Raw genomic sequence first — 23,845 nt, 5'->3', positions numbered from 1 at the left:
TAATCTCAAACCCGTTGAAAGTTTGGGCCTAATGCCATGAGCCAACTAATCGTTGGCTTCTTTTTCACGAAAAATTGATGGTTGGCTCCTTAAGATTTGTGTTGTCGCGGTAAATGAAATTTTCACATCTACCGTGGGCACTTCTTTCAGGAACAGCCAATCATCATGTTGAAGTTAAAAGCCGTGCGCCCTGAATGGGTGACGTTGATTGCCAGCGCCTTTTTATTGGCAGGGTTCAATTCAGTTCTCTGGCAACACCTGTTCGATATCACCGCTGCCGACGGTCAAGGCATCGCCATGCGTGTCGCGTTCGGGGTGATGATCCTGGCGGTTTTCAATATTGTGCTGACCTTGCTGGCGTTCCGGCCTGTGATGAAGCCCGTGTTGACGCTGATCTTATTGGTCAGTGCCGGCGTGGCCTATTTCATGAGCCAATACGGTGTGTTGATCGACGCGGGTATGTTTCGTAACTTCGCAGAAACCAATGCCACGGAAGTGCGCGACTTACTGTCCGTGAAGTTGTTTGTTTATATTGTATTGCTCGGAATTTTACCGTCGTGGTTGTTGTGGAAAACGCCGGTTAATTATCGTCGCTGGCACCGTGAGTTATTAAGTAAAGTGCTGGTGAGTGTCGCATCGGTTGCGGTGATCGGTGGTGTCGCCCTGGTCAACTATCAAGGCCTGTCATCGTTGTTTCGCAATCACCATGAGTTGCGCCTGATGGTGGTGCCAAGCAACTACATCGGTGCCTCGCTCGGCTATCTGCGCGAGCAAGTAGTGTCTGCCCGGCAGCCCTTCATCAACATCGGTGAAGACGCTCGGAAAAACCCGGTCTGGCAGACCCACGGCCGTAAATCCCTGACGGTACTGGTGGTGGGCGAAAGTGCCCGGGCCGAGAACTTCGGCATCCTGGGTTATGACCGTGACACCACACCCAAACTGGATAAAGAGGCCGGCCTGATTGCCTTCACCGATGTGCATTCTTGCGGCACGGAAACGGCCGTGTCGGTGCCCTGCATGTTCTCCAACATGGGCCGCAAGGATTACAACGCCAGCAAGGCAAAGAACGAGGAAGGTCTGCTGGACGTACTCAAACACGCCGGTCTCGAGGTGATCTGGCGCGATAACCAGTCGGGCTGCAAAGGCACCTGCGATCGGGTCACTGTCGACGACGTGAGTAATCTGAAAGACCCGGTGTTGTGTGCCAATAGCGAGTGCCGCGATGAAATTCTCCTGCAAGGTTTGCAGCACTTCATCGACACGCTGGATAAAGACACCGTGCTGGTACTGCACCAGATGGGCAGTCACGGGCCCGAATACTTCAAGCGCTACCCGAAAGAGTACGAACACTTCACCCCGGTGTGTGAAAGCAATGCACTGAACAATTGCAGCCGAGAAAGTATCGTCAATGGCTACGACAACACGTTGGTGTACACCGACCATGTGCTGTCGACCCTGATCGACCTGTTGCGCAGTAATCAGGACAAAGTCGATACCGCCATGCTCTATCTGTCGGACCACGGCGAATCGCTGGGCGAATACAACCTGTTCCTGCATGGCACGCCTTACATGCTGGCGCCGGAACAACAGAAGCATGTAGCGATGCTGGCATGGTTCTCCGACAGCTACCAAAAGTCGTTCTCGGTGGACACCCATTGCCTGCAATTGAGTCGCGAAAAGCCCTTGAGCCAGGACAACCTGTTCCATTCCATGCTTGGCCTGCTGGAGGTCAACAGCAAGGTCTACGACCCGGGGCTGGACATGTTTGCCGGCTGCCGCGGCGCGGTGATTGACGGTGTGTTGGCCAAAGAATGAGTCCGTCGACCTTTTTTTCACGCGCCAGTCGTTAACCTGCCATCAGTCGATATTCCAACAAGAGCCCTTGCACATGTCCGCGCTGCCCCCATCCGCCATCGAACTTGAGTTCGCCCGGCGCTACGATCAGGAACACGCCCGCGTCTGTCTGCAGTCGCGACCGCGTGGTCTGGCGGGGCGTTTGACGTTCTGGCGCGACGAGCAACTGGTGCGTAACGCGCTTCAGGTCGCTGGCGAACCGGGATTGATTCTTGATGTAGCCTGCGGTGTCGGGCGCTTCTGGTCGATACTGGCCGAGCATGCGAATCGGGTGATTCTTGCGACCGATCCGTCTCAGGACATGCTCGATCATGCCCGCACCCACCATCCGCAGCACCTGCTGGAACGGGTCAAGACCTTTCAGAGTTCAGCCTTCACCATCGGTTTGCCGGCGAACGCGGTTGACTGCATTTTTTGCATGCAACTGTTTCAACACATCACCAGTCCTGAGCATCGGTTGGCCATGCTGGTTGAGTTCCATCGGGTCAGTCGCGATACGGTGATTGTGGCGGTGCGGGTTGATGCGCATTTCAAACTGCGCCGATCCGGTGTGGAAGGCGCACAGGCCCAGCCACAGGCGAGCAAGGCCGAGCTTGAGGCCGAGTTCAGGCAGGCGGGTTTCCACGTGCTCAGCCATCAGGACTTCTTGCCGGGGTGCGCGCGGATGCGGGTCTACGTGCTGCGTAAGGGCAGCTAGTCTCCACCTGTCAGACTATTCTTGCGGTCCAGCAGGTATTTTCGCTAAAGCTCTTGTTCAGTGGATGCGCGGAAATCGCCGGGGGCGATATATACTGCGCGCCATTCTTCAAGGGAGAGCCGTGTGGCCATCGATATTCACTGGATTCGCGACAACGATAGCCTCGGTCAGTTTTGTGCCGAGTGGCAGCAGCTGCCATTCGTTGCCCTCGACACCGAATTCATGCGGGTCGACACCTTTTACCCGATCGCAGGCCTGCTGCAGATCGGCGATGGCGTACGCGCTTACCTGATTGACCCACTGACCATCGACAATTGGCAACCGCTGGCCGCATTGCTGGAAAACCCGGCCGTGGTCAAAGTCGTGCATGCGTGCAGCGAAGACCTCGAAGTCCTGCTGCGCCTGACCGGCAGCCTGCCGGCGCCACTGTTCGACACCCAACTGGCCGCCGCTTACCTGAACCTCGGTTTTTCCATGGGCTATTCGCGACTGGTGCAGGAAGTGCTCGGCATCGACCTGCCCAAGGGCGAAACCCGTTCCGACTGGCTGCAACGTCCGCTGTCCGATACCCAGATCAGCTACGCCGCCGAAGATGCCTTGCACCTGGCGGAAGTTTTCGTACAGCTGCGTCCAAAACTATCTGACGAAAAATACGCCTGGGTCCTGGAAGACGGTGCCGAGCTGGTGGCCAATCTGCGTCGCGAGGTCGACCCGTATGAGGTCTATCGCGACGCCAAACTGGCCTGGAAACTGTCCCGTGCCCAACTCGCCGTGTTGCGTGAACTTTGCGCCTGGCGTGAGACGCAGGCCCGTGCCCGTGATCTGCCGCGCAACCGCATCATTCGAGAACATTCCCTGTGGCCGTTGGCGCGCACGCAACCGGACAACCTTGGCGCGCTGGCGAAAATCGAAGACATGCACCCGCGTACCGTGCGTCAGGACGGCGAATTTCTGCTTGATCTGATCAAGCGCTCTGGCAGTGTGTCGCCTGATCAATGGCCACCGGCGGTGCCGGAGCCGTTGCCGGTGGACGCCGCTGCGCTGGTCAAACAGCTGCGCGCCATCGGCCAGGCCGAAGCCGAGCGCTTGAACATCGCGCCAGAACTGATGCTGCGCAAGAAAACCCTGGAAGCGCTGCTCAAGAGCGGCTTCCCCAATGGTCCTTACCAATTGCCTGATTCGCTGCGTGGCTGGCGCCGCGAATTGATGGGCCAGACGCTGCTCGACAGCCTGGCCACCGCCGGAGAACAGCCTTGAAACGTATTTGCTCCATCTATCGAAGCCTGAAGAAAAACGAGATGTACCTCTATGTGCTCAAAAGTGATGCACTGGAGCGCGTTCCGGAAAGCCTGATGGCGGCCTTCGGCAAACCGCACCACGCTTTCGATCTGGTGCTCACGCCCGAGCGCAAGCTGTCACGCGAAGACATCACGGTGGTGCTGGAAAATCTCGAGAAACAGGGCTACCACCTGCAAATGCCGCCGGCCGAAGACGAATACATCGAGCATCTGCCGGAAGAATTGCTGCGACGTAACGACCCGATGTAGTCGGCACACAGGCTCTGTTCAGAGCCTTTATGAAACACTGGAATGATTTTGGCGATGGCCAGGGCGATGGAGTGACACTCCGTCGGCGGCTGTCTGCACTGTTTTTGAAAGGTTTGAACCATGCGCGTTCTGATTGCTGAACACGACCACCCTGTGTACGCCCAACTGTTGCGTCAGGCAGCGCCTGATCTGGAAGTTCTGACCAGCGGCGACTCCGCCGAACTGGCCCGTCAGGCCGCTGAATGCCAGGTCTGGCTCGGTCAGCCGGACCTGCTGGCGACCTTGCTGCGTCAGGGCCACGAACCACAATGGCTGCAGTCGACCTGGGCCGGCATCACGCCGCTGCTGGCCGACGGCCTGCCACGGCACTATCGCCTGACACGCGCGGTAGGGATTTTCGGTCAGGTCATGGCCGAATACGTGCTGACCTACATGCTCGGTCACGAGCGCGAAGTGCTGCCGCGGCTGGTCAGCCAGGTCGAGCGAAAGTGGGACAACCGCCAGGGTCAAAGCCTGGCTGGACGCAAGGTATTGATCGTCGGTACCGGTGACATCGGCCAGACGGTGGCGCAGTTTCTGCTGCCGTTTGGCGTCGAGTTGTATGGCATCGCCAGCGAAGCCCGCGAGCAGACGCCGTTTGTCGAGGTTGGAAGCCTGGCTGATCTGCCGCGTCTGGTCGGCGAAGTGGATTACGTGATCAATCTGCTGCCAAACACCCCGAATACTCACGACCTGTACGACGCCGCACTGTTCAAGCAGTTCAAGCCGACGGGGTTGTTCATCAACGTCGGGCGCGGTGTCGCGGTGGTCGATGCGGATCTGGTGGAAGCCTTGAAAGAAGGGCATCTGGCCGGGGCCGTGATCGACGTCTGCCGTCAGGAGCCGTTGCCGCAACGCCATCCATTCTGGACCGCGTGGGGCCTGCTGCTGACCGGGCACAGTTCGGCACCGACTTCGCCACCGATGATGGTGAAGTTGTTCGTCGAAAACCTGCGGGCGTATCAGGCGGGCGAAGCGTTGCGTGGGGAAGTGGATTTCTCGCGCGGGTATTAAACCCACCACTCATCAAATGTGGGAGCGAGCAAGCCCGCTCCCACATTTGAACTTCATCGTTGGTTAGAGGGTGAAATCACCTTCAGCCGCCAACTCGCTCAGCGGACGACGCGGGCTTGGCTCTTCACGCGCTTGCAGGTACTCGGCCAGCGTCGCCTTGTCGCCCAGCTTGCCGATCGCCACCGCCGCGTGCAGCGCATAGCCCTCAGGAATATTCAGCTCTTTGCGGGTCAGTTCCTGATCGAAACCGGCCATGCCGTGGGTGTGCCAGCCGCTGATGCTCGCTTGCAGCGCCAGATGCCCCCAGGCCGAACCGGTGTCGAACGTGTGCGACAGCGCCGGTGTTTCTTCGGTGGCGCCAGGTATCGCAAAAGTGGTTTTCGAGACCACGATCACCAGCGCCGAGGCATGCTGTGCCCAGCTGCGGTTGAACTCGTTCAGCAGTCCCAGATAGCGTTCCCAATTCGGCGTGTCGCGACGCGCATAGAGAAACCGCCAAGGCTGCGAGTTGTACGCCGATGGTGCCCAACGTGCGGCTTCGAAGAAGCTCAGCAGCGTCTCTTCGGCAATGGTTTCGCCGGTGAACGCGCGAGGCGACCAGCGATCGGTGAACTGAGGGTGAATGGCGTAATCGGCAACGCGTGGGTTAGCACTCATCAAGAGATTCCTTTACGTTTGAAAGTGAGGGTCGTCTAAAAAACGGCGGGCGCAGTTGAGCTGGGCGATGGGGTTTTCCGAGAGCCTGGGCCGTTCACCCGAAAACAACGCGGTTGAGCGTTAATGGCACGTGGGTAGGGCTCTTTGCGACTGGTAACGCTACCGGGCGGCGCAAAAACTCACAAGTGCCGTGTACCGGCAGTCGCCAATGCTTGGCCCGCCGGTGCCTTGGCACTAGACTGGCGGCCTTTTCACCACCTGATGTTGATGCTTGAGCCATGGCCGCCAAAGTCGAACCGTTCTGGATACGCAAAACCCTCGATCAACTCGATCAAGAGGAATGGGAATCGCTGTGCGACGGCTGTGGCCTGTGCTGCCTGCAAAAACTCGAGGACGAAGACGACAACGCCGTCTACTACACGCGCATCGCCTGCAAATTGCTCGACCTCAAAACCTGTCAGTGCACCGATTACCCCAACCGCCGCGACTTTGTGCCCGATTGCATCCAGCTCACGCCGGGCAAGGCCGATGAGTTCAAATGGCTGCCGCCGACCTGCGGTTATCGACTGGTCAGCGAAGGCAAGGATTTGCCGCTCTGGCATCACCTGGTGTGCGGTGATCGCGAGGCGGTGCATCACGAACGTATTTCCCAGTCCGGGCGCATGCTTGCCGAGGGCAGCGTGGCCGAAGACGATTGGGAAGATCATCTGATTTTTCGCGCGGGTTAATTCCTATTGCTTATGTGACGAGGGCGCTTGCTCGCGCTTAAGTGCGTAGCACTCACAAAATAGGCAGTGATTACAAGAATTTGGGGCCGCTACGCAGCCCAGCGCGAGCAATAGGAGTGGGTATGGCTGTGGGAGTGCGGCGGGCGTTGGCCTTTGGACTTTTGGCCCTGAGTTCGCCCGTGTGGGCGGCAAAGAAAGTCGATCTGGATTATCACGTGCGCCTGTTGCCGCAAAGCGATCAGGCCGAAGTGCGCCTGACCCTGGCCCAGGGCTCGGCGGTGCGCAGTCTGGATTTCGACTTGGGCGACGGCAGTCACTACAGTGATTTCAAGGCCGATGGCCAATGGCAACTCACACCCGGCAAACAGGCCCGTGGCGTCTGGCGCCCGACCGCCGACAAGGCCAGCCTGACCTACCGAGTGCGCATCAGTCATGGACGCAAAAACGGCAGCTTCGACTCCCGCATGACCCCGAGCTGGGCGCTGATGCGCGGTGATGACCTGGTGCCCGCGGCCAAGCTCGATCAGCAGGACGGCATCGAACTGGTTTCACGCCTTGAATTCGAATTGCCCGCCGGTTGGAAAAGCGTCGAAACCGCCTGGCCGCGGATCGGCAAGAACACGTTCCGGATCGACAACGTCTCGCGCCTGTTCGACCGTCCCACTGGCTGGATGCTCGCCGGCCACCTCGGCAGCCGTCGCACGCGACTGGGAGAAACCGAAGTCACCGTCACCTCGCCTCAGGGGCAGGGCATGCGCCGCATGGACGTGCTGACGTTGCTGACCTTTGTCTGGCCGCAAGTGCAGGCAGTTTTTCCGCGTCATCCCAACAAGCTGCTGATTGTCGGCGGCAACGACCCAATGTGGCGCGGCAGTCTGGCCGCGCGTGAATCGATCTACCTGAACACGCGGCTGCCGCTGGTCAGCGAAAGCGGCACCAGTGCGCTGGTGCGTGAATTGGCTCAAGTGTTCGGGCGGATCAACGACAACCAGCGCAGCGACTGGATCAGCGAAGGGTTTGCCGAGTATTACGCCATCGAACTGGTGCGCCGCGCAGGCGGCATGAGTGATGAGCGGTATGAAAGCCTGCACAGCAAGTTGACCAAGGACAGCCAGAAGGTCAGCACGTTGCGCGGTGAGCAGATCAACCCGGCACAGGTGGCCAAAGCGGTGGTGTTGCTACAGGAACTGGACCGCGAGATTCGCCTGAAAACCCGCAACAAGCGCTCGCTGGATGATGTGTTGCGTGGGGCGATGCATTTGGAAAGTGTGGATACCAAGGCATTCATTCAGCTCGCGGAAAGCGTTATTGGCGAGTCTTCCAGGGTGCTCGAGACCGGGTTGCTTCAGTAGCACCGCCATCGCGGGCAAGCCCGCTCCCACAGGATTTGTGGCGTACACAACAGTGTGAACACCGCCAATTACTGTGGGAGCGGGCTTGCCCGCGAAGAGGCCCTAAGCCTCAGCATCGATTCCGGATCAGACCCCAGCCTTCGGCGAGTTCAACGAATCATTACCCGTCACGGTCGCCGTGCTGGTCGCCGCTTCAGCATTGGCTTTCATGCGGGCCAGCTCATCCCCGGCGCGCTCGATCCTTGCGCGTGCGTTTTTCATGTCCTGACGGTTCTTTTCCAACAGGCGTTTCGCCGAACAATGCCCGGTGATGCCCCGGGCCAGGGCCATGCCGCCGATGGCTATTTCAATCAATCCGAACACGCCGCCGCGTCGCAGGCCCTTGCTCAGCATGACCACGCCACCCGCCAGGGAGCCGGCGCGTTCCCAACCATGAACGTTCTGTTCGGAAAGGCTCTGGAACGGGGTGGTTTCGATACGTTCTACAGGATTGAACTCGCGCATGATCTGTCTCCAGGCAGGGAAGGGTTGCTTCAGCAATAGATATTTAGCTGACTGTCTGGGCGAGCGGCTTGTTCCATCGAATATGCGGCAATTCAGCGGAATTTCGGCCCGGAGCGGGTGTTGTTGCCCTTGGCCATGCGGTCGTACAGCACGACGTTGACGGTAGCCGCCAGGTTCATGCAGCCGGTGGTCGGGATGTAGACCACGTCTTCGCACCAGTCGCGGATTTCTTTATCCAGCGAACCGTCTTCGGGGCCGAAGATGTAGAGGGCGCGATCCGGGTGCGTGTATTCCGGCAGCGAGCGGGCGCCGTCGACCAGTTCGACCGCGACCGGCACACAGCCCAGGGGCAGGATTTTCTTCAGGTCGTCGATGCCGATCAGCGGAATGTCGTAGTGGACTTTCTTGGTGTCGGTGACGAAATCGGCGGCGCGTTCATAACGTTTGCCGGTGTAGAAAACCGACGCCACGCCATAGCAGCCGGCGGCGCGCATCACCGAACCGACGTTTTCCGGTGATTTGGGGTTATACAAACCAATGCAGCTGTACCGTTTGTCTGCCACGAGCGGGGTGCCTTCGGGGAAAAAACGGCGATTATACGGGGATTGGGGGAGGGGTGTTCAGTTTGAGATTGGTGGTGCCCGGACAAATGCAATCGCGGGCAAGCCCGCTCCCACAGGGGGCTGCGGCGTACACAACATCTGTGCTCACCGCCAATCACTGTGGGAGCGGGCTTGCCCGCGATGGGGCCGGTTCAGGCACTGAAGATCTTCAGTCTTCTTTCTTCATCAACCCGGCCAACGCCGCAAACGGGTTGTGCGTCGCCTTGGCGATCTTCGGCGTACTCAGCGAGCCTTCGTCGAAATACTGCTGATCGGTATACCGCGAGTGTTCGTTGTCGTGGCAATACAGGCACAACAGCTCCCAGTTCGAGCCGTCCTGAGGGTTGTTGTCGTGGTTGTGGTCGCGGTGGTGCACGGTCAGTTCGCTCAGGCGCTTGCCGGAGAACTCACGGGCGCAGCGGCCGCACACGTGCGGGTACATCTTCAGGGCCTTATCGCGGTAACCCATTTCCTTGTCACGCTGGTTGTCGGCAAGGATGCGGTCCAGCTTCGACGTATTGGTTGGGGTGGACGAACTCATGGGTTCACCTTTGTAAAAGACTAATGACGGTTATGACGTGAGTTTAGCTCAGCCCTTGAGCTTTTCGGCAATCCAGATGGTGTGGCGGGTACCCTTGTTGCCGTGGGCGAAGACTTGCACTTCCTCGGCCTTGAAACCGGCTTTTTTCAGCTTGTCGGAAAACTGCCGGTCGGCGCTGGCCGACCACACCGCCAGTACGCCTTTTGGTCGCAGGGCCTTGGCGCAGGCGCTCAGGCCTCCTGCGGAATAGAGCCAGCTGTTGGCCTTCTGGGTCAGGCCTTCGGGACCGTTGTCGACGTCAAGCATGATCGCATCGAAACCTTGCGGCTCGGCTTGTAGCACTTTGGCCACATCTTCCATACGGATCACCGTGCGCGGGTCGAGCAGTGGGTTGCCGGCTTTCTCGCCCAGTGGCCCGCGGTTCCACTCCACCACGCCGGGTACCAGTTCGGCGACCACCACTTCAGCCGTTTTACCCAAGTGCTTGAGCGCCGAGGCGAGGGTGAAGCCCATGCCCAGGCCACCGATCAATACCCGCGAATTCGGCCGACCGGCGACCTTGCGGCAGGGGATTTCGGCCAGCGCATCTTCAGAACCGTGCATGCGGGTGTTCATCAACTGCCCGCCATCACCGCCCTGAATCTTGATGACGAAGTCCTCGCCGTATTCGAACAGGCACAGGGCACCGCCGTTTTCAGGGATGGGGGTGGTGTCGAGCAGAACGAAACGTTTCATGGGGCTCTCTTGAGCAGAAATTGACATACGGAGGAAGGCAAACACGCGCAGTTGGGAGTAGCCTGCAAAAAGACAACAAGGCCAACGGAGCCATTGATGAAGCGCACCATTCTAACGGTCATTGCCTTGGCCGCGCTCTCGATAACTGCAGTGCAGGCCCAAGAGCTGCAAACCATCCCCACCAGCCCCGCGCCGATGCCCGGTTCACCCGGCACCGCCACTCCGACGCCGTATCCGCAGATCACCCCGACCAGCGTGCCCAAAACCGGTAGCGGCGGGCCACCGCTGTTACCGCCAATCGAAATGCCCAATCCACCCAAGGACCAGACCTTGCCGGGCCTTGAGCCGAGCACGACGAAAATCAAAACGCCGGGTGGCTAAACTTGTTGCGAGAGCAGTTGCCCATCGGCCATGCGCAAGCGTTTGGAGAGGGAGACGGCGAGGGCGCGGATGATCTTCGCGGCGATCTTTGGCGCGTCGTTGAGCATCTTTTCCAGGGAGTCCTTGCCCAGGTTGAGCAACTGGCAATTGCTCGCGGCCACGCAACTGGCTGAGCGCCGCTCGCCATCGAGCACGGCCATTTCGCCGAACGCCCGACCGCTGCGCAAGGTGGCCATGGTCACCCGTTGCCCGTCGCTGTTGGTCTTCTGCACCGCGACCTGGCCGGTGTGGATGATGCACATGAAACTGCCGGCATCGCCCTCATGGAAAATCTCTTCGCCTTCGGCAATGGTGCTGATGCTGAAGTAGCCCGAAGCCGCCACGAAGTCTGCCGGCAGCAGTTGATCGAACAGGCCGCAGTCCATCAGCCAGTCGCGAATTTCTTTGTTCAGTAAGGTCGGTTCTGACATGTCGTCACGGTCTTTTTCTTGTGTCTGTGTCTGTTCCGGGCTTCAGTCACCCATCATCCCCTGTGGGAGCGGGCTTGCCCGCGATGAGGCCATCACATTCAATATCAACATTGGCTGTGACATCGTCATCGCGGGCAAGCCCGCTCCCACAGGAAATGTGTGTGGTTTCGGGGCCCCGGTGTCTGGTGTTAAGACCGGGACGCCGGGCCAAGTTCCTCAGGCGATGCCCAAAACCTTGAAAACAAATGCGTATTCGAGGGCTACGTCACGTAATCCCTGATAACGACCGCTCATCCCGCCATGCCCGGCACCCAATTCAGTCTTGAGCAACAGGGCGTTGGTGTCGGTTTTGGTCGCGCGCAATTTCGCCACCCACTTGGCCGCTTCCCAGTACTGCACGCGACTGTCGTTGTAGCCGGCGATTACCAGCGTTGCCGGATAAGCTTGCGCGGTGACGTTTTCGTACGGGGCGTAGGCCTTGATCCGATCATAGACGTCCGGCTCTTGCGGGTTGCCCCACTCGTCGTACTCCGTGACGGTCAGCGGCAGTTCCGGGTCGAGCATGGTATTGAGCACATCGACGAACGGCACTTCGGCAATCGCCGCACCGAACAGCTCCGGCCGCTGATTGAGTACCGCGCCGATCAGCAAGCCACCGGCGCTGCCACCACTGATCGCCAGCTGTGATGGGGTGGTGAAGCCGTTGGCGATCAGGTGTTCGGCGCAAGCGATGAAATCACTGAAAGTGTTGTGCTTGTGTTCCTGCTTGCCGGCGCGGTACCAGGCTTCGCCCAGCTCACCGCCACCGCGTACATGCGCGATGGCAAACGCCATGCCGCGATCCAGCAGGCTCAGGCGCGCGTGGGAGAACCACGGGTCGAGGCTTTCGCCGTAGGCGCCGTAGCCGTACAAATAAAGCGGCGTCGGCTTGCCGAGGAACTCGCGTTTGACCACAAGGCTGATCGGCACTTGCGTACCGTCCGGTGCCGTCGCCCAAAGCCGCTGGCTGACGTACGCATCGGCGTCGAACGGGCCGAGCACCGGGGTTTCCTTGAGGACTTTCTGCTCGCCGGTGGTCAGAATCAGTTGGCGGATCTGCGCTGGACGGTTCAAGGCTTCGTAGCGCAGACGGATCCGGTCGCTGACAAATTCCAGGCTGTTCTGCACATGCAGGCTGTAGGCCGCGTCCGGCAATTGCACGCGATAGGGCACCAAGTCCCGTGGGCGGACTTCGATGATCGGCAGGCCACCTTCACGCAGGCTCAGGGTCATGGCCTCGGCGTTCAGGCTCATGCCTTCAAGCATCACGGTGTCGTTGTGGGGAATCAGGTTCTGCCAGTCGGCTTCGGTCGGCACGATGCCAGTATCGGCGGCCTGGTAGAGGGCGAAGTTGATGCCGTCGCGGTTGGTGCGGATCAGCCACGTCCACTCGCCATCGAGTTTACCGTGGTCGACATCGTACTCATGCTCTTCAACCCTCGGCGCCAGGCAGGTAAAGGCCTGATGCGGCAGCGAAGCATCGAGCACCCAGACTTCGCTGGTGGTCTTGCTGCCCAGCGACAACAGCAGTTGCCGTTCTGAGCTTGAGCGGTAGCAATGCAGGAAGAATCGGCCGTCTGGCTCATGGAACACTTCTTCGGCCGCGGTGCCGTCCAGCCGATAGCGGAACAGTTTGTGCGGGCGATGGGTGTCGTCGAGTTCGCCGAAGAACAGCGTCAGGCTGTCGTTGGCCCAGGTCATGCTGCCGTCGCAGTCCTGGAACTCCAGTTCGCTGACGCGGCCGCTGGATAATTCCTTCACGAACAGCGTGTAAATCTCTTCGCCGCTGGAGTCGATGCTGTAGGCCAGACGCTGGTGGTCCGGGCTGATGCTGAACGCGCCCAGGGAAAAGAAGCCACCCTTGGCCAGTACGTTCGGATCAAGCAGCAGTTGTTCCTGGCTTTCGTCAATCTGCAGGCTGCCATCGGCCGGACGCGGGCAGCGGTAGTGACGGGCGTATTCGTCGCCGGCAGTGGTGCGGGTGTAATACAGGTACGGGCCCCAGGGCGAGGGCAGCGACAGATCGGTTTCGAGAATCCGCGCCTTGATCTCGTCGAACAGGGTTTCGCGCAGCCCGGCCTGATCGGCGGTTTGCGCCTCTTGATAGCGGTTTTCAGCTTTCAGGTAATCGAGCACCGCGTCGGTGTCGCGCTCCTGCAGCCAGGCATACGGGTCGCAACCGTCGGTCTTGTGGGCAATCGGAGCGCTGTTGACGTTGGCGGATAGGGGCATGAATGGCTCTCGAACAATGTACGGAATAGGGTTTTGCAGGCGACATGCAAATCTTGATGCCTCTGCAGACCCTGTGGGAGCGAGCTTGCTCGCGATGGCGGACTGCCAGACAACATTGATGTTGAATGTACTGACCTCATCGCGAGCAAGCTCGCTCCCACAGGGTCTGTGTCTTGCCCGACTGGTATTGGGACAAGCCTGACGTGCGAAAAGTCGTTACTATAAGCGCCTCTTTGCCTGCCTTGCCATGGACACCATGACCGAGAACGACTATCTGATCGCTTGGGGCCTCTACGCCTTTGCCGCTTTAGGCTGCCTGTTGGTGTGGATGCGCATCACCCGCTGGATGTGGCGTTGGCTGCGTGAGCCGCTGCGGCTGCTGGTGGCGGTGTTGCTGTTCAGCCCGACCATCATCGACCCGGTGAAAGAAAAGGTCGCCCCGTCCATCGCTATTACTGCCCTCGACTTGCTGTTCAAGGTCGGCAACAACGCCTGGCGCGCGGTTTCCGATCTGTTCATGTACGGCATGATTGTCTTCGGCATATACCTGGTGTTCGTGGCCATCCGTTTTCCCATCGAGCGCGCCTCCAAAGCTCGCAAGGAACAGGCGGCTGCCGCCAAGGCAGCGGCGCGGGCCGACGAGCCTGACGACGATCAGCCTTTCGGCGGTGCCGGCGATGATCGTTACGGTCGGCCACCGGTGCCGAGCAACCCGCAGCGTTTGCGGGTCGAACCACGTCTGTAATCGTGCCCCTGTACTGAATCGAGAGTCCGAGCATGTGTGAGTTATTGGGCATGAGCGCCAATGTCCCGACCGATATCGTGTTCAGCTTCACCGGGCTGATGCAGCGCGGCGGTCGCACCGGGCCGCACCGTGACGGTTGGGGCATCGCTTTTTATGAAGGCCGTGGCCTGCGGCTGTTCCAGGACCCGGCGGCGAGCAGCGAGTCGGAAGTGGCGAACCTGGTGCAGCGCTATCCGATCAAAAGCGAAGTGGTGATCGGGCACATTCGCCAGGCCAACGTCGGTAAGGTCTGCCTGTCCAACACTCACCCGTTTGTGCGCGAGTTGTGGGGGCGCAACTGGTGTTTCGCCCACAACGGCCAATTGGCCGATTTCAATCCGACCGCCAGTTTTTACCGCCCCGTTGGCGATACCGACAGCGAAGCGGCGTTTTGCGATTTGCTCAATCGGGTACGCGCTGCGTTCCCCGAGCCGGTAGACATCGAAGCGCTGTTGCCAGACTTGGTGGCCGCCTGCGCCGAGTACCGCAGCAAAGGCGTGTTCAACTGCTTGCTCAGCGATGGTGACTGGCTGTTCTGCTACTGCTCGAGCAAACTGGCGCAGATCACCCGCCGTGCACCGTTCGGCCCGGCGCGTTTGAAGGACGTCGATGTGATCGTCGACTTCCAGGCCGAAACCACACCCAATGATGTGGTCACGGTAATTGCTACCGAACCCTTGACCGAAAACGAAACCTGGACCCGCTACGAACCGGGCCAATGGAGCCTCTGGCGACGCGGTGAATGCGTCAGCCAGGGCAAGACCGAATAAGGATCTCTCCCCCATGTTGCTCAGTTATCTTCGGCTGGTGTTGTTCGCGGCGGGCTTGTTGATCGGTGTCCAGGTGCCTGGATTCATCAGTGATTATGCCAAGCGGGTCGAGGCGCATCTGATCGAGGCGCAGACCGGTTTGAGCGGTTTTCAGGGCACCGCCAATCAATTTTTCAAGGGTGATATGCAGGCGCTCGTGGCCCATTACCGTGCCAGCGAAGACCCGATCTTTCGCAGCGATGCCGACAGCCTGAGCACCTTGCTCACCCGTCAACTGGCCCTCGACAAGCAATTCCAGGCCATGCAGGGCCCGTGGTACATCCGCGTCCTGCAAGTGGCCCTGGCCGCCGACCCGGATATTCGCAAGGAAACCTGGAACGGCTACAGCTATCAGATCCTGCTGACACCGGAAGCGATGATCTGGGGCATGAGCGGCGCGTTGCTGCTGTCGTTCGGCATTGAATGCCTGTTCCGACTGATTGACTGGGTGGTGCTGGGCGGCAAGCGTTTGCGCCAGAGCCGGCCGATCGAAGAGCGCGATTTGCGCGGTCTTTGAGTCGATGATCGTTCCCACGCTCTGCGTGGGAATGCCTCAACGGACGCTCTGCGTTCGGCTTTAAATGGGACCCGGAGCGTCCCGGGCTGCATTCCCACGCGGAGCGTGGGAACGATCAAACCGAAGGCTTGCTCAAGACGATGTACTGCTCGCCCACTTTATGCGCATAGCGCTCCACGACTTGCTGACACAGCGCCACGATTTCTTCGACCCACTCCACGCCAACCCGCCACGACACCACCACCTGCAAGTTCGGCGGTCGTTGATCTATGGCCAGCAAGGTCAATTCCCCCCGCGCCAACTCCTCGGCGACCAACACCGGCGGTAACGCGCCAATGCCGAAGCCGTCCCTCAGCAATCGGGTAATCGCCGACACTGAATTCACACAGTTCAGCCGTGGTGCCATGATCCCGTTGGCCTGCATCAGGCTCAAGATGTCCTGGTGAGGATGGGAGTTTTTCGAATAGGTGATGATCCGCTCCCGCGCCAGATCGGCGACACCTGAATACTCGCGGTTGTAGATGGAATTACTGGCCACGATCCAGCCCATCGGATGACTGGCGAGCTCCAGGCTGCGCACGCTTTCCTGGCGCAGCAGGTCGGTTTGCAGGATCAGATCGAGAAAGCCTTTTTGCAGCTGATCGCAGAGGTTGAGCGCGGTATCGGCCACCAGTTCGATTTCCACCAGTGGGTAGTGATCCATCATTTGCGCCACCAACGGGCTGAGCCAGGTGTGGATCACGGTGTCCATGACGCCGATCCGGACCCGCCCGGCCTTGCTTGAGCGCGTCTCGATCGAATGCTTGAGCGCCTGCATCGTGTCCATCATCTGCTCGGCATATTCGAGCACTTTCAGGCCTTCGGGCGTCAGGCTCACGCCGCGAGAATCGCGCAGGAACAGCTTCACCCCGAGCTCGCCTTCGAGCACGGCGATACGGCTGGAAATCGATGCCTGTGTGGTGAAGAGCTTGTCGGCCGTCAGGCGAAAACTCTTGAGACGGGCGACCCAGACAAAGGTCTCGAGAAACTTCAGGTTCATGGGGGCGGCTCGTGGATAAAGTTTTTCTTATGTCTAGGGCGGGTTTTTATTAGTTGGACGCAGCAGGGCCAACCGCCCAAAAATCAGGCCATCCGGTTCCCACGATAGGCGTCGTCGGGGCTCAGAACAATACCAATAAAATTGCGCGGAGATTTGCCATGAGTGCGCCCGACACCCTCGATATCCCCAAGACCACGGCTCGCCCGGGACCTTTCGACTGGTATCGCAACATCAATAAACAGGAGCGTCGCACGTTCTGGAGCTGCAAGATCGGCTATGGCCTGGACGGCATGGACACCCAGATGCTCAGCTTCGTGGTGCCGACCCTGATTGCCATGTGGGGCATCACCACCGGCCAGGCCGGGCTGATCCACACCAGCACCCTGATCGCCTCGGCCATCGGTGGATGGGTGGCGGGGATTCTCTCCGACCGCATCGGTCGGGTGCGCACGCTGCAACTGACGGTGCTCTGGTTCGCCTTCTTCACGTTCCTCTGTGGCTTCGCCCAGAACTACGAACAACTGCTGATTGCACGCACCTTGATGGGCTTCGGCTTCGGCGGTGAATGGACCGCTGGCGCGGTGCTGATCGGCGAAGTGATCCGCGCCAAGGACCGTGGCAAAGCCGTCGGCATGGTGCAATCGGGTTGGGCTTTGGGTTGGGGACTGACGGCGATTCTGTATGCGCTGCTGTTTTCGGTGTTGCCACCGGAAGACGCCTGGCGGGCATTGTTCATCCTCGGCATCGTGCCGGCGATTTTCGTGATCTTCGTCCGTCGCTTGGTGAAAGACCCGGAAATCTATCGTGAAGCCAAGGCCAAACAAGAGCCAAGCAACCCCGCCAAATTCTACGAAATCTTCGCCCCCGGCATCCTTTTCACCACGATCCGCGCGTCGATCCTGACCACCGGCGCGCTCGGCGGTTACTACGCGATCACTTCCTGGCTGCCGACGTTTCTGAAAAACGAACGGGGCTTGAGCGTACTCGGCACGGGCGGTTATCTGGCGATGGTGATCGTCGGGTCCTACGTCGGATACGTGATCAGTGCGTATTTGACTGACATCCTTGGTCGTAAAAAGAACTTCATTCTGTTCGCCGTCGGCTCGTTCACCATTGTTCTGCTGTACACCCAGTTACCAGTCAGCAATGGTGTGATGCTCTGGCTGGGTTTCCCCTTGGGCTTCTTCGCTTCGGGGATCTTCAGCGGCATGGGCGCGTTTTTGACCGAGCTGTTTCCGACACGGATTCGCGGCTCGGGCCAGGGTTTTTGCTACAACATCGGTCGGGCGCTGGCGGCATTGTTTCCGCTGCTGATCGGCTTGCTCAGCCAGAAGGTGCCACTGAGCGTGGGAATCGGGGCCTTCGCGGCGGTGTCCTACGGGGTAGTGATCCTGGCGGCCCTGAGCCTGCCGGAAACCCGTGGCAGGCAACTCGACGCTCAATAACCGAACATCCGCTAACTGATAATCTGAGGGGCAATGTCCTTCAGTTAAGAAGATAAAAGCCTACAGGAGTGTTCACCGTGAACCGCCTGCTATTGAACTGCGACATCGGCGAGAGTTTCGGTAACTGGACCATGGGTCTGGACGCCGAGGTCATGCCCTTCATCGACTGCGCCAACATCGCCTGTGGCTTCCATGCCGGCGACCCGAGCATCATGCGCAAGACCGTCAGCCTGGCCCTGAGCCACGGCGTGCAGATTGGCGCGCACCCGGCCTATCAGGATCTGGTGGGGTTCGGTCGCCGATCCATGGCTTATACCGCCCAGGAACTGCAGGACCTGTTGCATTACCAGATCGGCGCCCTTGACGGCATCTGCCGGGCGCAGGGTGGGCGGGTGAGTTACGTCAAACCCCACGGCGCGATGTACAACGACATGATGGCCAACCCGGCGCAACTGCGCGCGGTGATTCAGGCCGTGGCAGCCTACGACCGGACATTGCCGTTGATGCTGATGGCGACCCGCGACAACAGCGCCGCGCAGCAACTCGGCGATGAATATGGCGTGACGTTGTGGTTCGAAGCCTTCGCCGATCGCGCTTACGACAGCGCAGGCAGGCTAGTCTCGCGGCAACTGCCGGGCGCCGTGCATCACGACCCCGAGAAAATCATCGAACAGGCATTGATCATTGCCCGCGGTGACAATCTTACGGCCAGCGATGGCAGTGCCTTGCATTTGCAGGCCAACACCCTTTGCGTACACGGCGACAACGCCAGTTCGGTGGCTGCCGTGCAGCGCATTCGCGAAGCCTTGAATCAGCAGAGCGCATCATGAACCCACGGGTAGAAGTGGTGGCGCTGGATTGCCTGATGGTGCGTCTGTTCGATGAAATCAGCGAGGCCAACATGCCCTGGATGCTCGCGGCCAGCGAGCGTCTGCGAGCAGCGTTCGCCCGCCATTTGATCGATCTGGTGCCGTCTTACACGACGTTGATGGTGCATTATGATTTGCTGGCACTGAATCCGGCCCAGGCGCGGGAATTGATCGCTGAAGCCTTGATCGATCTGTCGCCCAACGCTCGGGCCAGCGGTAAATGCCATGTGTTGCCGGTCTGGTATGACCTGAGTGTCGGCCCGGAACTGACGTTACTGTCTCAGCGCAGCGGATTAACGGTGGAAGAGGTGATCCGCTGCCACAGCGAACACGAGTATCAGGTGTTCGCATTGGGCTTCGCACCGGGGTTCGCTTTCATGGGATTGGTGGACGAAATATTGGCTGCACCGCGTCTGAATACTCCGCGCAAAAAAGTGGCGGCCGGCAGTGTCGGCATCGCCGAACGCCAGACCGCGGCCTATCCGGTGGTGTCCCCCGGCGGCTGGAACCTGATCGGCCGTACCCCGGCCAAATTGTTCGACCGCGAGCGCGACGGCTACAGCCTGATGCAACCAGGCGACACCGTGCGCTTCGAAGCGATCAGCCATGCCGAGTTCATCAATCTGGGCGGTGATGACACGCCGTTGGAGGCCCTGGCATGAGCCGACTGACGATTGCAGCAAGTACACCGCTGTGCCTGTTGCAGGACGCCGGGCGGTTTGGCGTGCGGCATCTGGGCGTGACCCAGGGCGGCGCGGCGGATTGGCGATCGATGTCGTGGGCCAATTGGCTGCTGGGCAATGGGCTGGATGCATCGGTGGTCGAAATCACCCTCGGCGGGTTTACGGTCATTGCCCAGGAAGATTGCGTGCTGGCGTTGGCCGGGGCAGATCTGGGGGCGCAGGTGGATGGCGAGGCATTGGCACCGTGGCGCAGTTTCAGGCTAAACAAAGGTCAGCAATTGCAATTCACTCAGCCGCTGCTTGGCGCTCGGGCTTATTTGGCGGTCCCGGGCGGATTTGATGCGCCAAAGGTGTTGGGCAGTAGCGCAACGGTGGTCCGTGAGGAACTCGGTGGGCTGGATGGCATGGGTCGGGCGTTGGCCAAAGATGCGCAGTTGAGCTACTCGGGGAGCTCGTTGCTACTGCTGCGGGAGTTGGCGCCTGAACAAGTGCCGGATTTCAAACTCAATGCGCCGCTGGAGCTGGTGCTAGGTGCACAGATTGGCGAGTTCAGTGGACAGAGTTTGTTCGACGCGTTCAACAGCACCTGGACCCTCGACAGCCGCGCTGACCGCATGGGCATTCGCCTGTTGGGAACGGCGTTGCAGTATCAGGGCAAGCCGATGATTTCCGAAGGCATCCCGCTGGGCGCGGTTCAGGTGCCACCGGACGGGCAGCCGATTGTGCTGCTCAATGATCGGCAGACCATAGGCGGTTATCCGCGACTGGGGGCGTTGACGCCGTTGGCATTGGCGCGGTTGGCGCAGTGTTTGCCGGGGGCTAAGGTGCGGTTGAAGCCGGTGGTGCAGGATGTGGCGCATCGCGAACATGTCGAGTATTTGCGGCGGTTTTCAGGCCGCTAAAAGCTCGCGGGCAAGCCCGCTCTCACAGGGTACGTGGTGCTCACAAATGTGTGAACAATGCTAATCCTTGTGGGAGCGGGCTTGCCCGCGATGGCGTCAGTCCAGACAACAGAGATTATTTGGACAAAAACCGCATCCCTTCCTCCAACCCCCGCAACGTCAGCGGATACATCTGATCATCAATCAAATCCCGCACGATATTGGTCGATGAGGTATAGCCCCAGGTGTCTTTCGGGTACGGGTTGATCCAGATGAGCTTCTTGTACTTTTCCTTGAAGCGCTGCATCCACACGTAACCGGCTTCTTCGTTCCAGTGTTCGACGCTGCCACCGGCCTGGGTGATTTCATAGGGCGCCATGGCGGCGTCGCCGATGAAGATCACTTTGTAGTCAGCGCCGTACTTGTGCAGCAGGTCCTGGGTGGCGGTGCGCTCGGAGGTACGGCGCATGTTGTTCTTCCACACCGATTCATAAATGAAGTTGTGGAAGTAGAAGTACTCCAGATGTTTGAACTCGGTCTTGCAGGCCGAGAACAGCTCTTCGCAGATCTTCACGTGGGCGTCCATCGAACCGCCGATGTCGAACAGCAGCAGCAACTTGACGGTGTTGCGGCGCTCCGGACGCATCTGGATGTTCAGTAACCCGGCATCGCGCGCGGTATGGTCGATGGTGCCATCGATGTCCAGTTCTTCCGCTGCGCCCTGACGGGCAAATTTACGCAAGCGACGCAGGGCGACCTTGATGTTGCGCGTGCCCAGTTCTACCGAATCGTCGAGGTTCTTGTATTCGCGCTGATCCCAGACTTTCACCGCTTTGCCCTGACGCTTGCCGGCATCGCCGACCCGAATGCCTTCCGGGTTGAAGCCACCGGAGCCGAACGGGCTGGTGCCGCCGGTGCCGATCCATTTGTTGCCACCGGCATGGCGTTCTTTCTGTTCTTCCAGGCGCTTCTTGAACTCTTCGATCAGCTTGTCCAGGCCGCCGAGGGACTGGATCGCGGCCCGCTCTTCATCGGTCAGGGAACGCTCGAATTCCTTGCGCAGCCAGTCTTCCGGAATCAACGCCTGGAGGTGATCGTCGAGCTTTTCCAGCCCATTGAAGTAGGCACCGAACGCCCGGTCGAACTTGTCGAAATGCTTTTCGTCCTTCACCAGAATCGCCCGTGACAAGTAATAGAACTCGTCCATGTCGGCGAAGGTCACGCGCTGTTTCAGCGCGTTGATCAGGTCCAGCAGTTCCCGCACCGAGACCGGCACCTTGGCGGCGCGCATTTCATTGAACAGGTTGAGCAGCATGGCGATTGCCCTTTGTTAGCGAGTACCGCGACGGCTCATGAACGCCAGACGCTCGAGCAATTGCACGTCTTGTTCATTCTTCACCAACGCACCTGCCAGTGGCGGAATGGCCTTGGTCGGATCGCGCTCGCGCAGTACTGCTTCGCCGATGTTGTCGGCCATCAACAGTTTCAGCCAGTCCACCAGTTCGGAGGTCGAGGGCTTCTTCTTCAGGCCCGGCACCTTGCGCACGTCGAAGAACACGTCCAGCGCTTCGCTGACCAGGTCTTTCTTGATGTTCGGATAATGCACGTCGACGATCCGTTGCATCGTGACGCGATCCGGGAAGGCGATGTAGTGGAAGAAGCAGCGGCGCAGGAAGGCATCCGGCAGCTCTTTCTCGTTGTTGGAGGTAATGATGATGATCGGACGCTTTTTAGCCTTGATGGTCTCGTCGATCTCGTAAACGTAGAACTCCATCTTGTCGAGTTCTTGTAGCAGGTCGTTAGGGAACTCGATGTCGGCCTTGTCGATTTCGTCGATCAGCAGAATCACCCGCTCTTCGGACTCGAACGCTTCCCAGAGCTTGCCCTTTTTCAGGTAGTTGCGAACGTCGTGGACCTTCTCCGTACCCAACTGCGAGTCCCGCAGGCGACTGACCGCGTCGTACTCGTACAAACCTTGATGCGCCTTGGTGGTGGACTTGATGTGCCAGGTAATCAACTTGGCGCCGAAGGACTCGGCCAGTTGCTCGGCGAGCATGGTCTTGCCGGTGCCTGGCTCGCCCTTGACCAGCAGTGGCCGTTCCAGAGTGATGGCGGCGTTGACCGCCAGCTTCAGGTCATCGGTGGCGACGTAGGCCTGGGTGCCTTCGAACTTCATCTGCTAATCCTCGAACGGTAACGCCGACCTGAACGAGGCAGGGCGGGGCGCAATAATTGTAGTACCCGACTATAACGCGCTGCCCGGTCGACTGTGAACGCAGACGGCTTATTCAGTCTCTGAATGGGGCGTCACATCTTGACTCAGTCCGTATCCGGCTTGGGCCGTTCGTACTGGGCATTGAAGGCCTCGATAAAACCATTACGCAAAATCTGCAAAAACGCCTCGAATGCGCTGATATCCCGCTGATGCACGTTGCCCCTGAGCTGAACCCGCGTGGCGAACTGGTTTTTTGGCTGATTCTTCAGCACGTTCTCGGTGCCGCCGACGAGCGCTTCCCAGATGGAACGGAAAATCCCTTTGTTTTTGTTTTCCACGTCCTGTTGCCAATTGAACACATCGACGTCGCGCAATAGCGGTTTGATGTAGCCGGTGAGTTGCCCCTTGTTGGCTTCGGCTTCGATGACCAGATCACCGTGGCCGGCGTTGAAGTCGAATTTGCCGTAGGCCGCGGCGAAGTCGTTCAGGCGTTTGAGTTCCAGGTTCTTGGCGCGCAGGCGGAATTCGAAACTCTGAAAGTCGCTCAGCGGATCGAAGGTTGCCGTTGTTTCCAGCGGAGCATGTCCCAGTAGCAGTGCCTTGCCATCGAATCGGGCGTCGCGTTTCCCTTCGGTGTCGACCACATTGGTCAGGTTGTAAATGCTCGCATTGACCTGGGTGGCATTCATGTTTACGGGCGGTTTTGAATTGAAGTTTCGAAAGGTGATCCGGCCATCGTTGATCCGAACTTCATTCAGGGTGATCGGCAGCAGTTTTTCCAATTGTGCCCGCCAGTCGGTGCCCTGACCGGTCTGGGAGTTTTTTTTGTTGGCACCGCCGTCGACGAAGTTCACCTCGGGTTTGTCGAACTGGGCCTCGCCCACCACGGCATGGTCGTACCAGAGCGAGTGCCAGCTGACGGAGAGGTCAATTAATGGCGCGTTGACGAAAGGCACGGGAACCTTGCCATTGACCTTGACGATTTTCAGTCCATTGATTTTGTAGGCGCCGCGCCACAGGGCCAGGTCTACGTCGGTAATCTGCCCGCGGTAGTCACCCATGTTCGCCAATCTTTCGTTGAGGTAATCGCGCACCACGTAGGGCAGGGCAATGTGCAGGGCAACCAGCAGCAGAACGATGCCGGCGAGGGTCCACAGGGGCCAACTGTATCGACGCTTCATGGCAGCAAATCTCTGGCGGTATAAAGCGAT

Annotated in this window: 26 protein-coding genes; 15 read left to right on the top strand and 11 right to left on the bottom strand. The window is 59.4% G+C overall.

Annotation, left to right across the window (positions count from 1 at the left end; genetic code table 11):
- Positions 1–165 precede the first annotated feature (165 nt).
- The 5 genes from PSH88_RS23475 to PSH88_RS23455 all read left to right on the top strand — a co-directional run bounded on the left by PSH88_RS23475 (position 166) and on the right by PSH88_RS23455 (position 5,151).
- Positions 166–1,815 carry a phosphoethanolamine transferase gene (locus tag PSH88_RS23475; protein ID WP_305422945.1) on the top strand — a complete coding sequence of 550 codons (1,650 nt, stop codon included), beginning with the start codon at positions 166–168 and terminating at the stop codon, positions 1,813–1,815.
- A 73-nt stretch (positions 1,816–1,888) separates the two neighbouring features.
- Positions 1,889–2,551, top strand: coding sequence for a class I SAM-dependent methyltransferase (locus PSH88_RS23470; protein WP_305422944.1), 663 nt, complete (start codon positions 1,889–1,891; stop codon positions 2,549–2,551).
- Positions 2,552–2,674: 123 nt separating this feature from the next.
- Entirely contained in the window at positions 2,675–3,808 is a 1,134-nt protein-coding gene (gene rnd / locus PSH88_RS23465) for a ribonuclease D (RefSeq protein ID WP_305422943.1), read from the top strand.
- Positions 3,805–4,098, top strand: a complete 294-nt coding sequence (locus PSH88_RS23460; RefSeq protein ID WP_007898694.1) for a YcgL domain-containing protein — start codon at positions 3,805–3,807, stop codon at positions 4,096–4,098. Before rnd ends, PSH88_RS23460 begins: the two co-directional genes overlap by 4 nt.
- A 120-nt stretch (positions 4,099–4,218) precedes the next feature.
- Positions 4,219–5,151: a D-2-hydroxyacid dehydrogenase gene (locus tag PSH88_RS23455; protein ID WP_305422938.1), complete on the top strand. Its 933-nt coding sequence runs from the start codon at positions 4,219–4,221 to the stop codon at positions 5,149–5,151.
- A gap of 63 nt (positions 5,152–5,214) precedes the next feature.
- Here PSH88_RS23455 and PSH88_RS23450 read toward each other — a convergent pair whose 3' ends face one another.
- Complete coding sequence (locus tag PSH88_RS23450; RefSeq protein ID WP_123721925.1) at positions 5,215–5,808, bottom strand: nitroreductase family protein; 594 nt, start codon at positions 5,806–5,808, stop codon at positions 5,215–5,217.
- A gap of 278 nt (positions 5,809–6,086) precedes the next feature.
- Here PSH88_RS23450 and PSH88_RS23445 point away from each other — a divergent pair, with 278 nt between their 5' ends.
- Positions 6,087–6,536, top strand: a complete 450-nt coding sequence (locus tag PSH88_RS23445; RefSeq protein ID WP_052966452.1) for a YcgN family cysteine cluster protein — start codon at positions 6,087–6,089, stop codon at positions 6,534–6,536.
- Between the two features lie 122 nt (positions 6,537–6,658).
- Positions 6,659–7,888: a hypothetical protein gene (locus PSH88_RS23440; protein ID WP_305422936.1), complete on the top strand. Its 1,230-nt coding sequence runs from the start codon at positions 6,659–6,661 to the stop codon at positions 7,886–7,888.
- Between the two features lie 126 nt (positions 7,889–8,014).
- Here PSH88_RS23440 and PSH88_RS23435 read toward each other — a convergent pair whose 3' ends face one another.
- From PSH88_RS23435 to PSH88_RS23420, 4 genes are all read right to left on the bottom strand, one after another.
- Positions 8,015–8,392, bottom strand: coding sequence for a YgaP family membrane protein (locus PSH88_RS23435; RefSeq protein ID WP_305422935.1), 378 nt, complete (start codon positions 8,390–8,392; stop codon positions 8,015–8,017).
- A gap of 92 nt (positions 8,393–8,484) precedes the next feature.
- Entirely contained in the window at positions 8,485–8,955 is a 471-nt protein-coding gene (locus PSH88_RS23430) for an RNA methyltransferase (protein WP_007942196.1), read from the bottom strand.
- Positions 8,956–9,163: 208 nt separating this feature from the next.
- The gene (locus tag PSH88_RS23425) at positions 9,164–9,535 is read right to left on the bottom strand and encodes a YajD family HNH nuclease (RefSeq protein WP_007898702.1); all 372 of its coding nucleotides are present in this window, start codon (positions 9,533–9,535) and stop codon (positions 9,164–9,166) included.
- Positions 9,536–9,583: 48 nt separating this feature from the next.
- A complete protein-coding gene (locus PSH88_RS23420) occupies positions 9,584–10,270 on the bottom strand; it encodes a spermidine synthase (RefSeq protein ID WP_007898703.1) in 687 nt (228 codons plus the stop codon).
- Positions 10,271–10,366: 96 nt separating this feature from the next.
- Here PSH88_RS23420 and PSH88_RS23415 point away from each other — a divergent pair, with 96 nt between their 5' ends.
- Positions 10,367–10,651 (top strand): hypothetical protein, encoded by a 285-nt coding sequence (locus PSH88_RS23415; RefSeq protein ID WP_305422932.1) that lies wholly within the window; start codon positions 10,367–10,369, stop codon positions 10,649–10,651.
- On the opposite strand, the gene PSH88_RS23410 is transcribed toward PSH88_RS23415, so the two are convergent.
- Together PSH88_RS23410 and PSH88_RS23405 are read right to left on the bottom strand one after the other, a co-directional pair.
- Positions 10,648–11,121, bottom strand: coding sequence for a cyclic nucleotide-binding domain-containing protein (locus tag PSH88_RS23410; protein ID WP_305422930.1), 474 nt, complete (start codon positions 11,119–11,121; stop codon positions 10,648–10,650). The two genes, PSH88_RS23415 and PSH88_RS23410, sit on opposite strands and share 4 nt — an antisense overlap.
- 216 nt (positions 11,122–11,337) lie before the next feature.
- Positions 11,338–13,392 carry a S9 family peptidase gene (locus tag PSH88_RS23405; protein ID WP_305483394.1) on the bottom strand — a complete coding sequence of 685 codons (2,055 nt, stop codon included), beginning with the start codon at positions 13,390–13,392 and terminating at the stop codon, positions 11,338–11,340.
- Positions 13,393–13,639: 247 nt separating this feature from the next.
- Here PSH88_RS23405 and PSH88_RS23400 point away from each other — a divergent pair, with 247 nt between their 5' ends.
- Genes PSH88_RS23400 through PSH88_RS23390 form a run of 3 tightly spaced genes read left to right on the top strand, consistent with a single transcriptional unit; the run spans position 13,640 to position 15,502 of the window.
- Positions 13,640–14,137, top strand: a complete 498-nt coding sequence (locus tag PSH88_RS23400) for an MFS transporter (protein ID WP_305422928.1) — start codon at positions 13,640–13,642, stop codon at positions 14,135–14,137.
- A gap of 32 nt (positions 14,138–14,169) precedes the next feature.
- On the top strand, positions 14,170–14,946 hold the full coding sequence (locus PSH88_RS23395; protein WP_123501094.1) for a class II glutamine amidotransferase: 777 nt from the start codon (positions 14,170–14,172) through the stop codon (positions 14,944–14,946).
- Between the two features lie 13 nt (positions 14,947–14,959).
- Positions 14,960–15,502 (top strand): DUF2937 family protein, encoded by a 543-nt coding sequence (locus tag PSH88_RS23390; protein ID WP_201059746.1) that lies wholly within the window; start codon positions 14,960–14,962, stop codon positions 15,500–15,502.
- A gap of 115 nt (positions 15,503–15,617) precedes the next feature.
- Here the strand turns inward: PSH88_RS23390 and PSH88_RS23385 are convergent, their stop codons facing one another.
- Complete coding sequence (locus PSH88_RS23385; RefSeq protein ID WP_305422926.1) at positions 15,618–16,541, bottom strand: LysR family transcriptional regulator; 924 nt, start codon at positions 16,539–16,541, stop codon at positions 15,618–15,620.
- A gap of 158 nt (positions 16,542–16,699) precedes the next feature.
- Here PSH88_RS23385 and PSH88_RS23380 point away from each other — a divergent pair, with 158 nt between their 5' ends.
- The 4 genes from PSH88_RS23380 to PSH88_RS23365 all read left to right on the top strand — a co-directional run bounded on the left by PSH88_RS23380 (position 16,700) and on the right by PSH88_RS23365 (position 20,440).
- Positions 16,700–17,986, top strand: coding sequence for an MFS transporter (locus PSH88_RS23380; protein ID WP_305422925.1), 1,287 nt, complete (start codon positions 16,700–16,702; stop codon positions 17,984–17,986).
- 77 nt (positions 17,987–18,063) lie between these two features.
- Positions 18,064–18,816 (top strand): 5-oxoprolinase subunit PxpA, encoded by a 753-nt coding sequence (locus PSH88_RS23375; RefSeq protein ID WP_305422924.1) that lies wholly within the window; start codon positions 18,064–18,066, stop codon positions 18,814–18,816.
- Positions 18,813–19,517 (top strand): 5-oxoprolinase subunit PxpB, encoded by a 705-nt coding sequence (gene pxpB / locus PSH88_RS23370; protein ID WP_305422922.1) that lies wholly within the window; start codon positions 18,813–18,815, stop codon positions 19,515–19,517. The genes PSH88_RS23375 and pxpB overlap by 4 nt, the downstream gene beginning before the upstream one ends.
- The gene (locus PSH88_RS23365; RefSeq protein ID WP_305422921.1) at positions 19,514–20,440 is read left to right on the top strand and encodes a 5-oxoprolinase subunit C family protein; all 927 of its coding nucleotides are present in this window, start codon (positions 19,514–19,516) and stop codon (positions 20,438–20,440) included. The genes pxpB and PSH88_RS23365 overlap by 4 nt, the downstream gene beginning before the upstream one ends.
- Positions 20,441–20,555: 115 nt before the next feature.
- Here the strand turns inward: PSH88_RS23365 and PSH88_RS23360 are convergent, their stop codons facing one another.
- The 3 genes from PSH88_RS23360 to PSH88_RS23350 form a co-directional block, all read right to left on the bottom strand.
- Positions 20,556–21,734, bottom strand: coding sequence for a vWA domain-containing protein (locus PSH88_RS23360; RefSeq protein ID WP_030132618.1), 1,179 nt, complete (start codon positions 21,732–21,734; stop codon positions 20,556–20,558).
- Between the two features lie 15 nt (positions 21,735–21,749).
- The gene (locus tag PSH88_RS23355) at positions 21,750–22,595 is read right to left on the bottom strand and encodes an AAA family ATPase (RefSeq protein WP_007898718.1); all 846 of its coding nucleotides are present in this window, start codon (positions 22,593–22,595) and stop codon (positions 21,750–21,752) included.
- A gap of 143 nt (positions 22,596–22,738) precedes the next feature.
- The gene (locus tag PSH88_RS23350) at positions 22,739–23,815 is read right to left on the bottom strand and encodes a DUF748 domain-containing protein (RefSeq protein ID WP_305422919.1); all 1,077 of its coding nucleotides are present in this window, start codon (positions 23,813–23,815) and stop codon (positions 22,739–22,741) included.
- Between the last annotated feature and the right edge of the window lie 30 nt (positions 23,816–23,845).

The organism is Pseudomonas wuhanensis (assembly GCF_030687395.1).
Taxonomy (GTDB): Bacteria; Pseudomonadota; Gammaproteobacteria; order Pseudomonadales; family Pseudomonadaceae; genus Aquipseudomonas; species Aquipseudomonas wuhanensis.
Note: the sequence above shows the minus strand (reverse complement) of the source record. Positions and strands in the feature narration are given on the sequence as shown.